The organism is Kitasatospora sp. NPDC088861 (assembly GCF_044750105.1).
Classification (GTDB): Bacteria; Actinomycetota; Actinomycetes; order Streptomycetales; family Streptomycetaceae; genus Kitasatospora.
Genome location: NZ_JBIVJF010000003.1, coordinates 353,320 through 365,919 on the forward strand (window position 1 = coordinate 353,320; position 12,600 = coordinate 365,919).

Below are 12,600 nucleotides of genomic sequence, written 5' to 3' on the forward strand. Positions count from 1 at the left end.
GATCCTGTGACGGACGGTTGTGATCCGATGGGCGTGCTCGTCCGTTCCGTCCCGAGAGGATCCCATGCCCTCCTCCGCTGTCAGCCGCGCCGCCGCGGCCCGCCTGCTCGCCCGCCGGGCCGTCGTCGCGGGCGCCGCCCTCGCCGCCGTCGCGAGCCAGCTGCTGGCCACCCCGGTCGCCGACGCCCGTGGCTCCGGCTCCGGTTCGTCGAACCCGCGCCCGCGCGCCGAGACCATCTCCGAGAACCCGCTGCCGTTCACCACCCGCTTCCAGGGCGACTTCCACGGCTCCGTCACCAGGATCAGCAACTCGCTGATGACCTGTGACGAGACCAAGCCGCCGGTCGACCCGGCGCAGCCGCCCTGCGAGGACGCCCGCAAGGGCCTCGGCAGCATGCCGATCAACAACAAGTACGAGATGAAGTACATCAACATCGACCCGGGCTCCATCGGCCCGCTCGGTGACCCGATCTACTCCGCCAGCTCCGCCGACCTCGGCCTGATCGACGGCTCCAAGGTCAAGTACGCCCGGCTGTACTGGGGCGGCACCCGCGGCATCGGCGACACCGTGCTGCCGGAGAACCAGATCGACGAGGTGTACCTCAAGGTCCCGGGCGAGAAGCAGTACCGGGACATCGCCAACGACCAGCCGTCCATCGGCTACATCACCACCGACGTGGAGAGCAGCTACCAGGCCTCCGCCGACATCACCGACCTGGTCAGGAACGCCGGCAACGGCACCTACACCGTCGCCGACATGGACTCGGTGGTGAAGCCGCACAGCTGGGGCGGCTGGACGATCGTCGTCGCGTACGAGAACGACTGCAAGCCGATGCGGCACATCCACCTGTGGGACGGCTTCCAGGTCGAGCTGCCGGACAGCCCGACGCGGCAGATCAAGCTCACGGGGCTGCAGACGCCGCAGAGCGGTCAGCTCCACGGCAAGCTCGGCTGGGTGGTCTACGACGGCGACCTCAAGTGGACCGGTGACACCCTGTCGGTCAAGTCCACCAACGGGCCCGAGGCGCTGTTCTCCGACATCAACCACGCGCCGGACGACGCCTTCAACTCCACCATCGAGGAGCTGACCCCGGAGGACCAGTTCGCCCGCAACCCGTACAACCGCAACAACTTCGGCTACGACTCCAACCGCTGGGACATCTCGCCGTACCTGCGCAACGGGGACACCGACCTCACCACCACCTTCAACACCCAGAAGGACGGCTACGACATCGGCGTCTTCTACGCCTACGTCAACCTGGACGGCTCCACCGACGCCTGACCGGCCGCCGCCCGGCGCCGCTGCCGACCCACCCGCACCGCGCGGGCCGGCAGCGGCGCCGCCGCGTTCCCGCCGGGCCGGCGCGGCGAGCCGCGCAGCAGCCGCTCGCACGGCCGCTCCACCCAGCGGTACAGGCCCGCCGCCACCGCCAGGGACCCCCCGGCCAGCAGCAGCCAGACCCCGAGCGCCGCCGCCCCGGGCGCCGGGCGGCCCAACTCGGCGAGCCAGCAGCGGATGCCGATCTCGTGCACCAGGTACCAGGCGTAGGACCACTCGCCGAGCCGCACCGCTGCCCGTCCGGCCAGACCTCGTCCGGCCGGTCCCCGTTCGCCCGGCGGCCGGGGGGCCGCACCGGCCGCGTCCCGCTGGGCCGCCGCCACCAGCAGCGCCGCGAACAGGGCCGCCGGCACCAGCTGGGAGGCGCTGTACGGGCCCCACCACAGCGCGTCCGGGACGGCCGCGTGCCAGGGCGCCAGCAGCAGGTGCCAGCCCGCCACCGCCGCGGCCGCCGCGCCGAGCCGCACCCGGGGGAGCAGCCCGTGCCGCACCGCCAGCCCGACCGCCACCCCGAGCACGAACTGCGGGGTACGGGCCAGCGGCAGGTAGTCCAGCAGCCAGCCGCGCACCGTCGGATCGGCCGGCAGCAGCGGGCCCGCCGCCCACAGTGCCGGGCCGAGCGCCGCGCACACCGCCGCCACCGGCAGCCAGGCGCGGCGGCGCGGCGCCAGCAACCGCAGCAGCAGCGGGAACAGCAGGTAGAACCAGGCCTCGGCGCCCAGCGACCAGGACGCCGGATTGCCGCCGTACACCGTCGCCTGCGCCCACGGGTGCACCAGCAGCAGCGACCAGAGCGCGGCCGCCACCGGCAGCGCCGTGCCGATCGCGGCGTCCGCGCCCAGCGACAGCACGGTGCTCAGCACGTGCAACGGCCAGATCCGGGCGAACCGGCGGCGGGCGAACGCCCCGGCGGGGACGGGCGAGCCGCCGTACGTCCAGGCCAGGACGAAACCGGACAGGACGAAGAAGAACGTCACCCCCGAGCGCCCGTACCAGGCGAGCGGATCGAGCACCGGCAGCCCGCCGACCTTGCGGGACAGGTGGTAGAGCACCACCAGCAGGGCCGCCCAGAAGCGCAGCCCGGTGAGCGAGGGCAGGCGGCTGGGCATCGGCGCTCCGGAACGGGGTGGGACGGTCGGCGCCGGGAGAACGAGCGCGGCGGGCCCGAGGTCACGGACGGGCGGCGCGGCGCGCGGCGGCGGGCCGTCCGGTGGTCGTGTCCGGCGGTCGTGTCCGGCGCCGGGCCGTCAGGGCGCGTAACCTGCTGGGGCGGACGGATGGAGGGGCCATGGCGGTGGACGAGCAGCGGGCCGGGAGCCGGGTCAGCCGGCCGGAGATCAGGCTGGTCAGGCGCGGGTTCACCGACCCGGCGCAGGCGGTGCGGCTGCTGGCGGGCCCCGGCCTGGAAGGCCTGGCCGACGACCCCGTGCTGCTGGACGCGCTCGGCGCCACCGCCGACCCCGACCTCGCCCTGCTCGGCCTGGCCCGGCTGCTGGAGGCCGCCGACGAGGCCGAACGGCGCACCCTGCGCGACACCCTCACCACCTCCAAGCCGCTGCGCGACCGGCTGCTCGGCGTGCTCGGCGTCTCCACCGCGCTCGCCGACCACCTGGCCCGGCACCCGCACGACTGGCACATGCTGGTCACCTTCGAGCTGCGCGACATGCACCCCGGCCCGGAGGACTTCCGCCGCGCGCTCGCCGAGGGCGTCCGGCGCGGCCGGGAGGGCGGCCGCAGCCCGGCGGACGCGCTGCGCGTCGCCTACCGCCGCTGCCTGCTCGCCATCGCCGCCCGCGACCTCACCGGCACCACCGACCTCGCGCAGACCGCCGCCGAACTCGCCGACCTGGCCGGCGCCACCCTGCAGACCGCCCTGGACCTCGCCGCCGAGCAGGACCAGGACGCCGCCCGGGCCTGCCGGCTCGCCGTGATCGGCATGGGCAAGTGCGGCGGCCGCGAACTCAACTACGTCTCCGACGTGGACGTCATCTTCGTCGCCGAGCCGCGCGAGGGCGTGGACGAGCACGAGGCCGTCAAGGCCGCCACCCGGCTCGCCGCCGCCCTCACCCGGCTCTGCGCGGACACCACCGGCGAGGGCACCATCTGGCCGGTGGACGCCAACCTGCGCCCCGAGGGCCGCAACGGCCCGCTGGTGCGCACCCTGGCCAGCCACCTCGCCTACTACCAGCGCTGGGCCAAGACCTGGGAGTTCCAGGCGCTGCTCAAGGCCCGCCCCGTCGCCGGGGACGCCGAACTCGGCGCCGCCTACCTGGAGGCGCTGGCCCCGATGGTCTGGCAGGCCGCCGCCCGGGACAACTTCGTCACCGACGTGCAGCAGATGCGCCGCCGGGTGATCGACTCGATCCCCGCCACCGAACTGGACCGCCAGCTCAAGCTCGGCCCCGGCGGGCTGCGCGACGTCGAGTTCTCCGTCCAGCTGCTCCAGCTGGTGCACGGCCGCACCGACCCGACGCTGCGCAGCGGCAACACCCTGGAGGCGCTGGCCGCGCTCTCCCGCGGCGGGTACGTCGGCCGGGCGGACGCCGTCTCGCTGGACACCGCCTACCGCTTCCTGCGCTCCCTGGAGCACCGGATCCAGCTCTACCGGCTGCGCCGCACCCACCTGATGCCCACCGGCGCGGAGGACCTGCGCCGGCTGGCCCGCTCGCTGGCCGCGCTGATCAACGACGACACCCGCTCCGACCCGGTGGCCGCGCTGCAGCGCGAGTGGAAGCGGCACGCGGTCGAGGTCCGGCGGCTGCACGAGAAGCTGTTCTACCGGCCGCTGCTCGACGCCGTCGCCGAACTGCCGCCGGGCGCGGCCGGGTTGACCCCGGACGCGGCCCGGGCCCGGCTGGAGGCGCTGGGCTACGCGGACCCGGCCGCCGCGCTGCGCCACCTCAGCGCGCTCGCCTCCGGGGTGAGCCGCAAGGCCGCGATCCAGCGCACCCTGCTGCCGGTGCTGCTCGGCTGGTTCGCCGACTCGGCCGATCCGGACGCCGGGCTGCTCAACTTCCGCCAGGTCTCCGACGCGCTCGGCCGCACCCCCTGGTACCTGCGGCTGCTGCGCGACGAGAGCGCCGCCGCCGAGCAGTTGGCCCGGGTGCTGTCGGCCGGCCGGCTCGCCCCTGACCTGCTGCTGCGCGCCCCCGAGGCGGTCGCCATGCTGGGCGACCCGCAGGGCCTGGCGCCGCGCGGCCGGGCCGCCCTGGAGCAGGAGATACTGGCCGCCGTCGGCCGGGCCGGATCCACCGCCGCGGCCGTCGCCGCCGCCCGCTCGGTGCGCCGCCGGGAGCTGTTCCGGACCGCCGCCGCGGACGTCCTCGGCCGCCTCGGCGAGGACCCGGCCGAGGCGCTGGACACCGCGGGGGAGGCGCTGACCGCGCTCAACGCCGCCACCCTCCAGGGCGCGCTGCGCGCCTGCACGGCCGGCTGGGAGGCCGAGCACGGCGACCTGCCGACCCGGATCGCGGTGATCGCGATGGGCCGGTTCGGCGGCCACGAGCTGGGCTACGGCTCGGACGCCGATGTGCTCTTCGTCCACGAGCCGCTGCTCGGCTCGCTGGAGCAGGACGCCGCCCGGGCCGCCCAGGCGGTCTGCAACGAGCTGCGGACCCTGCTCGGTGCGCCGTCCACCGAGCCGCCGCTGCTGGTCGACGCCGACCTGCGGCCGGAGGGGCGCAGCGGCCCGCTGGTGCGCACCCTCGCCTCGTACGCGGCGTACTACCGGCGCTGGTCGCACGCCTGGGAGAGCCAGGCGCTGCTGCGCGCCGAGCCGGTGGCCGGGGACGAGGAGCTGGGCGCGCGGTTCCGGCAGCTGATCGACCCGCTGCGCTACCCCGGCGTCGGGGTGCCGGAGCGGGACCTGGTGGAGATCCGCCGGATCAAGGCGCGGATCGAGGCCGAGCGGCTGCCGCGCGGCGCCGACCCGACCACGCACACCAAGATCGGCCGCGGCGGGCTGGCCGACGTGGAGTGGACGGTGCAACTGCTCCAGCTCCAGCACGGGCACGAGCTGCCGGCCCTGCGCACCACCCGGACCAGGGCCGCGCTGGCGGCCGCCGCCGAAGCCGGGCTGGTCGGGCGCTCGGACGCGCAGGTGCTGGACGCGGCCTGGGTACTGGCCTCCCGGGTGCGTTCGGCGGTGATGCTGGTGCGCGGCCGGCCCGGCGACAGTTTCCCCGGGGAGGCCCGGGAGCTGGCCGGGGTGGCCCGCTACCTCGGGTACGGCGCCGGGCACAGCGGCGAGCTGGTGGACGACTACCGGCGGACCACCCGGCGGGCCCGGGCGGTGGTGGAGCGGCTGTTCTACGGCGGCTGAGGCCGGCGGCCGAGGCTCGGGCACGCGAAAGGGGCCCCGGGTGGGGCCCCTTCGGTTCGTCCGGGTCCGGCAGCTCTACCGGCGGGCGCCGGTCGCCGCGGGTTCGCTCCACTGCTCGGGGACGGTGATCGGCTCCTCCGCCGCCTCCCGGGCGGGCACCTGGGGCAGTTTGTAGACCCAGGAGTGGTACAGCCAGCGGGCGGTGAGGAAGCCCACGGCCAGGCAGAGCTCGCCGCCGACGGCGTCCATCCAGAAGTGGTTGGCGGTCGAGACGATCACCGCCAGGGTGGCCAGCGGGTAGAGCAGGCCGAGCACCCGGACCCACGTCCGGCGGGCCAGGTAGAAGATGGCCAGCCCGCACCACATCGACCAGCCGATGTGCATCGAGGGCATCGCCGCGTACTGGTTGGACACGTGCGCGGCGGGCCCGGAGGCCATCGAGCCCCAGGTGCCGTGCACCTTCACGGTGTCGATGAAGCCGCCGTCGGTCATCAGCCGGGGCGGTGCGAGCGGGAAGAAGAAGAAGCCGATCAGGGCGATCGCGGTGGTGGCGAACAGCACGGTGCGGGCGGCGACGTAGCGGCCGGGGTGGCGGCGGTAGAGCCAGACCAGCACGCCGATCGTCACGACGAAGTGCAGCGTCGCGTAGTAGTAGTTCATCCCGGTGATGAGCCACCCGACGCTGTTCGCGGCGTGGTTGATCGAACGCTCGACGGCGATGCCCAGCGACTGCTCCAGGTCCCAGATCCAGCGCGCGTGCTTCTGGGCTATCGAGGCCTGTTCCGGGACGGCGTTGCGGATGATCGAGTAGATCCAGTAGCTGATCCCGATCAGGGCCAGTTCGAACCAGATCTTCGGCCGGGCCGGTGAGCGCCGCTGGTCGCGGATGCGGCCGCGCAGTGCGGCGATACGGGACTGAGTGGCGCGGGCGGCTCCGTCGGGCAGGCGTCCCGAGGAGGCCGGCCGTGCTCCGGAACCGTCACCACGCGCCGCTTCGGCGCGCTGTTCGCGGCCGTGCTGGATCTTGGTCGGTTCCCCCATGGACGAGAAGTCTGCCAGACGTCCCGTCGCCGTCCGATCATCCCCTGGCAGTGGATTCTTCACCGGCTGTCCCCCTTGAGGGCTAGGGGGCGGCTCCCACCGGGGTAGGGGGTGCGGTCGGGTCTGGTGCTTACCGGCGGGACAGGCATACGTCCCATTGTTACGCCGACCGCTCGAAGGGCGTAATCGGGGTGGCGGCAACGGTCCTGGCCTGGAGTTTCCCGGAACGAAACGGTTTCTGCATCTTGCTGAAACATATTGCAGGCCGCTAGCTTCCAGGGAACTCGCTCACCCCTTCCCCTAAGGGAGACCCTCAGTGGCCGATGTCCGGCTCCGCCCCCGGCGGAGCACCCCCCGACGCAGACCCGGCCGCACGGCCGTCCTGCTGGCCGCCGCACTGACCGCCGCCACCCTCGGCAGCGCGCCCGCGGCCCTCGCCGCCGCCCCGCCGGCCCCGCCCTCGGACGCCGCCCTGGCGGCCACCGCAGGGCGGCACGACCTCACCCGCGAGCAGTTCTACTTCGTCCTGCCCGACCGCTTCGCCGACGGCGACCCCGCCAACGACACGGGGGGCATCACCGGCGGCCGGCTGGACCACGGCTTCGACCCGGCCGACAAGGGCTTCTACCACGGCGGCGACCTGGCCGGCCTGATCCAGCGGCTCGACTACATCCAGAACCTCGGCACCACCGCGATCTGGATGGCCCCGATCTTCAAGAACAAGCCGGTCCAGGGCAGCGGCGACCAGGCCTCGGCCGGCTACCACGGCTACTGGATCACCGACTTCACCCAGGTCGACCCGCACTTCGGCACCAACGACCAGCTCAAGGACCTGATAGCCAAGGCCCACGCCCGCGGCATCAAGGTCTTCTTCGACGTCATCACCAACCACACCGCCGACGTCATCGACGACGCCGAACAGCAGCACGGCTACCGCTCCGTCGGCGCCTACCCGACCCTCGACGCCGACGGCAACCCCGTCGACGAGACCGCGATCGCCGACGCGGGCGCGGGCGCGCCCTGGCCGCGGCTCACCAAGGACTCCTTCCCCTACACCCCGGTCTTCCGCAAGCCCGCCGACGCCACGGCCAAGACCCCGTCCTGGCTCAACGACCCCGCGCTCTACCACAACCGCGGTGACTCGACCTTCGTCGGCGAGTCCGCCACCGAGGGCGACTTCAGCGGCCTGGACGACCTCGACACCCAGAACCCCCGGGTGGTGAAGGGCTTCGAGAAGGTCTACCAGCAGTGGGTCAAGGACGCCGGCGTGGACGGCTTCCGGATCGACACCGTCAAGCACGTCAACATGGCGTTCTGGCAGCAGTGGGCGCCCGCGCTCAAGGACTTCGCCGCCAAGCAGGGCAACAAGAAGTTCTTCATGTTCGGCGAGGTCTACTCCGGCGACCCGGCGATCACCTCGCCGTACGTCACCAAGGGCAAGCTCCAGGCCACCCTGGACTTCCCGTTCCAGGGCGCCGCCCGCAGCTACGTCTCCCAGGGCGGCTCGGCGAAGAACCTCGCCGACGTCTACGGCCAGGACTACCGCTACACCACCGCCGACACCGACGCGTACGAGCTGCCGACCTTCCTCGGCAACCACGACATGGGCCGGTTCGGCTCCTTCCTGCTCGCCGACAACCCGGGCGCCGACGAGGCCACCCTGCTGAAGAAGGACCGGCTCGGCAACGAGCTCCAGTTCCTCACCCGCGGCCAGCCCGTCGTCTACTACGGCGACGAGCAGGGCTTCACCGGTGCGGGCGGCGACCAGGACGCCCGGCAGGACATGTTCGCCTCGAAGACGCCCTCCTACAACGGCGACCGGGTGCTCGGCGGCCCCTCCGGCCCGGCCGACCGGTACGGGCAGGGCGGCGCGCTCTACCAGGACGTCGCCGCGCTGGCCAAGCTGCGCCGCGACAACCCGGCGCTCGCCGACGGCGCCCAGATCGAGCGCTACGCCGCCGACGGCGCGGGCGTGTACGCCTTCTCCCGGATCGACGCCGGGCAGCGGACCGAGTACCTGGTGGCGGTCAACAACGCCGCCGAGGCGAAGACCGTCACCCTCGACACCTTCTCCGCCGGGATGGGCTTCGACCGGATCTACCCGGCAACGGGCGGGAAAGCGACCTCCGGCGCCGACCGCAAGGTCACCGTGACCGTGCCGGCGCTCTCCTCGGTGGTGTTCAAGGCGGGCGCAGTCCTCGCACCCACCACGGCGGCGCCGCGGCTCTCCGTGCAGCCCCCGGCCGACGGTTCGAGCGGCACCGTCACCGTCGGCGCCACGACCGGCGGCGGCTTCAACCGCGTCACCTTCGCCGCCCAGATCGGCACCGGGCCCTGGCAGACCCTGGGCACCGCCGACACCGGGCGGAACCTGGTCACCCAGGACCTGAGTGCCACCGCCCCCGGCACGGTCGTCCGCTACAAGGCCGTCGTCCAGGACTCCAGCGGCCGGCTGCGCTCCGCCACCGCGAGCTTCACCACCGGCGCCCCCGCGCCCAAGCCGGTGCCCACCGCCGGCGCCCGCCCGTACGCCGTCGTGCACTACAACCGTCCGGACGGCGACTACGACGGCTGGAACCTCTACGCCTGGGGCGACCTCGCCGACGGCGAGGCCACCCCGTGGCCCGCCGGGCACGCCTTCACCGGCCGGGACGCGTACGGCGCCTTCGCCTACGTGAAGCTCAAGCCCGGCGCCTCGGACGTCGGGTTCGTCGTCGAGAAGAACGGCGTCAAGGACGTCGACGCCGACCGCCACGTCGACGTCGGCGCCACCGGCGAGGTCTGGCTCCGGCAGGGCGACCCGGCCGTGCGCACCGCCGACCCGGGCCCGGTGAACACTCCGCCCGCCAACACCGCCGTCCTCCACTACAACCGGGCCGACGGCGACTACGACGGCTGGGGCCTGCACGACTGGACCGGCGCCGCCACCCCCACCGACTGGGGCAAGCCGCTGATGCCGGTGCGCCGCGACGCCTTCGGCGCCGTCTTCGAGGTGCCGCTGGCCCCCGGCGCGACCAGCCTCAGCTACATCCTGCACAAGGGCAACGACAAGGACCTGCCCACCGACCAGTCCCTGGACCTCGCCGTCGACGGCCGCGAGGTGTGGCTGCTCGGTGGCCGCGAGGGCCACCTGCTGCCGCAGAACGCCGCCGCCTCCGCGCAGGTGGACCTCGGCACCGCCAAGGCCCAGTGGATCGACGCCAGGACCGTCGTCGTCCCGGCGGCCTACGGCGCGGGCGACGCGGCCCTGGCCGGCGGCACCAGCGCCCAGCTGGTGTACGACACGGAGGGCGGCATCCGCGCCGACAAGGGCGTGCTGACCAAGCCCGGCCGTTGGATCCGGCTCAACGCCGCCCAGGGCGGCCTGACCGCCGCGCAGAAGGCCGCGTTCCCGCACCTGGCGGGCTACCGGGCCTTCACCGTGGACGCCCGGGACACCGCGCGCGTCCCGGCCGCGCTGCGCAGCCAGCTGCTGTTCACCGAACACCTGCCCAGCGGCGCCGTGCTGGCCGCCACCGGCGTGCAGACCCCCGGCGTGCTGGACGACCTCTACGCGCGCCGCACCGGCCGGGTGGACTTCGGCCCGGCCTACTACAACGGCAAGGTGGCGCTGTCGGTGTGGGCGCCGACCGCGCAGGAGGTGTCCGTCCAGGTCTTCGACGGCGCGACCGGCGGCACCCCGAAGACGCTGCCGCTGAAGCTGGACGACGAGACCGGCGTCTGGGAAGTCGTCCGCGACAAGGGCGAGTTGGACGGCAAGTACTACCTGTACCAGGTGAAGGTCTGGGCGCCCTCCGTCCAGCAGGTGGTGGTCAACACCGTCACCGACCCGTACTCGGTCGCGCTGTCCACCGATTCCAGGCGCAGCCTGGTCGCCGACCTCGCCGCCAAGGAGCTCAAGCCCGCGGGCTGGGAGGAGCAGAACGTCCCCGAGGCCGTCCCGCCGGCGCGGCAGCAGATCCAGGAACTGCACGTCCGGGACTTCTCGGTGGAGGACACCACCGTCCCGGCCGCCGAGCGCGGCACCTACCTGGCGTTCACCGAGTCGCAGTCGGCCGGCATGCGGCACCTGCGGGAGCTCGCCCAGGCCGGGGTGACCACCGTCCACCTGCTGCCGACCTTCGACATCGCCACCATCCGGGAGAACCGGGCCGACCAGAAGCTGCCGGCCTGCGACCTCAAGTCCCTGCCCCCGGACGGCCCGAAGCAGCAGGAATGCGTGGCGGCCGTCGCCGCCGACGACGCGTACAACTGGGGCTACGACCCGTTGCACTACACCGTGCCGGAGGGGTCGTACGCCACTGAGCCGACCGGGGTGGCGCGCACCGTCGAATTCCGGCGGATGGTGCAGGCGATGCACGAGGCCGGGCTGCGGGTGGTGCTGGACGTGGTCTACAACCACACCGCCGCCAGCGGCCAGGCCGAGCACTCGGTACTGGACAAGGTCGTCCCCGGCTACTACCAGCGGCTGGACGACAACGGCAAGGTCACCGCGGACAGCTGCTGCGCCGACACCGCGCCCGAGCACGCCATGATGAACCGGCTCGTGGTCGACTCGGTGACCACCTGGGCCCGCGAGTACAAGGTCGACGGCTTCCGCTTCGACCTGATGGGCCTGGACCCGAAGTCCACCATGCTGGACGTGCAGGCCGCGCTGCGGAAGATGACGCCCGCCTCGGACGGCGTCGACGGGAAGAACGTCTTCCTCTACGGCGAGGGCTGGAACTTCGGCGTCGTCGCGAACAACGCCCGGTTCGAGCAGGCCACCCAGCTCAACCTGGCCGGCACCGGCATCGCCACCTTCGACGACCGGCTCCGCGACGCCGCCCGCGGCGGCAACTTCATGCTGAACTCCGCCCCGCAGCAGGGCTTCGCCTCGGGCCTGTACACCGACCCCAACGGCTCGCCCGCCAACGGCACCCCGCAGGAGCAGAAGGACCGGCTGCTGCACCAGATGGACCAGCTGAAGGTCGGACTGGCCGGCAACCTGGCCGGCTACTCCTTCACCGACAGCTCGGGCCGGGCCGTCACCGGCGCGCAGGTCGACTACAACGGAGCCCCGACCGGGTACGCGGCCAAGCCGGGCGAGGCGGTGGAGTACGTGGACGCCCACGACAACACCGACCTGTTCGACGCGCTCGCGTACAAGCTGCCGACCGGCACCACGCCCGCCGACCGGGCCCGGATGCAGGCGCTCGGGCTCTCGCTCACCGCGCTCACCCAGGGCGCGGGCTTCGCCCAGGCCGGCAGCGACCTGCTGCGCTCCAAGTCGCTGGACGCCAACTCCTACGACTCGGGCGACTGGTTCAACGCCATCCACTGGGACCCGTCGCAGGGCAACGGCTGGGGCCGCGGCCTGCCGCCGGCGGCCGACAACAAGGAGATGTGGCCGACCGCGCAGTCCCTGCTGGCGAACCCGCGGCTGACCGTGGGGGCGGCCGAGATCCGCGCGACCTCCGCGCAGTACCAGGAGTTCCTGCGGATCAAGCGGTCCTCGCCGCTGTTCTCGCTGCCCACCCTGGCCGCCGTCCAGCAGCGGCTGTCCTACCCGCTCTCCGGCACGCCCGGTGAGACGCCCGGGGTGATCACCCTGCACCTGGACGGCACCGGGCTGAAGGGCGCCGAGAAGGGCGTCACCGTGGTGTTCAACGCCACGCCCACCGCGCAGGCGCAGACCGTGGCGGCCCTGAAGGGGACGGGCCAGGCCCTGCACCCGGTCCAGGCGGGCGGCGCGGACGCGGTGGTGAAGCAGTCCGGCTTCGACGCCGTGACCGGCACCTTCACCGTGCCGGGCCGTACCGTGGCGGTGTTCGTCCAGGGCTGATCGACGAACGCCGGAACCCCCGGGTCCCGCACCGCCGTTGTGGCGGTGCGGGACCCGTTTCGTTTTGGCCGCCCG

Annotated in this window: 5 protein-coding genes; 3 read left to right on the forward strand and 2 right to left on the reverse strand. The window is 73.4% G+C overall.

Annotation, left to right across the window (positions count from 1 at the left end; genetic code table 11):
* Positions 1-64 precede the first annotated feature (64 nt).
* Positions 65-1,282, forward strand: a complete 1,218-nt coding sequence (locus tag ACIP37_RS08390; protein WP_363580878.1) for a hypothetical protein — start codon at positions 65-67, stop codon at positions 1,280-1,282.
* Here the strand turns inward: ACIP37_RS08390 and ACIP37_RS08395 are convergent.
* The gene (locus ACIP37_RS08395) at positions 1,249-2,448 is read right to left on the reverse strand and encodes an acyltransferase family protein (protein ID WP_400805568.1); all 1,200 of its coding nucleotides are present in this window, start codon (positions 2,446-2,448) and stop codon (positions 1,249-1,251) included. The genes ACIP37_RS08390 and ACIP37_RS08395 overlap by 34 nt on opposite strands.
* A gap of 179 nt (positions 2,449-2,627) precedes the next feature.
* On the opposite strand from ACIP37_RS08395, the gene ACIP37_RS08400 reads away from it, so the two are divergent.
* A complete protein-coding gene (locus ACIP37_RS08400) occupies positions 2,628-5,660 on the forward strand; it encodes a bifunctional [glutamine synthetase] adenylyltransferase/[glutamine synthetase]-adenylyl-L-tyrosine phosphorylase (RefSeq protein WP_400805570.1) in 3,033 nt (1,010 codons plus the stop codon).
* 75 nt (positions 5,661-5,735) lie between these two features.
* Here ACIP37_RS08400 and ACIP37_RS08405 read toward each other — a convergent pair whose 3' ends face one another.
* The gene (locus ACIP37_RS08405) at positions 5,736-6,701 is read right to left on the reverse strand and encodes a phosphatase PAP2 family protein (RefSeq protein WP_363580884.1); all 966 of its coding nucleotides are present in this window, start codon (positions 6,699-6,701) and stop codon (positions 5,736-5,738) included.
* A 316-nt stretch (positions 6,702-7,017) separates the two neighbouring features.
* Here ACIP37_RS08405 and pulA point away from each other — a divergent pair, with 316 nt between their 5' ends.
* Positions 7,018-12,525 (forward strand): pullulanase-type alpha-1,6-glucosidase, encoded by a 5,508-nt coding sequence (gene pulA / locus ACIP37_RS08410; RefSeq protein WP_400805572.1) that lies wholly within the window; start codon positions 7,018-7,020, stop codon positions 12,523-12,525.
* The last annotated feature ends 75 nt before the right edge of the window (positions 12,526-12,600 follow it).

Excerpts from the sequence above, each read along its gene's own strand:
- ACIP37_RS08395 (WP_400805568.1), bottom strand. The coding sequence starts at position 2,448 with ATGCCCAGCCGCCTGCCCTCGCTCACCGGGCTGCGCTTCTGGGCGGCC.
- ACIP37_RS08400 (WP_400805570.1), top strand. The coding sequence starts at position 2,628 with ATGGCGGTGGACGAGCAGCGGGCCGGGAGCCGGGTCAGCCGGCCGGAG.
- ACIP37_RS08405 (WP_363580884.1), bottom strand. The coding sequence starts at position 6,701 with ATGGGGGAACCGACCAAGATCCAGCACGGCCGCGAACAGCGCGCCGAA.
- ACIP37_RS08390 (WP_363580878.1), top strand. The coding sequence starts at position 65 with ATGCCCTCCTCCGCTGTCAGCCGCGCCGCCGCGGCCCGCCTGCTCGCC.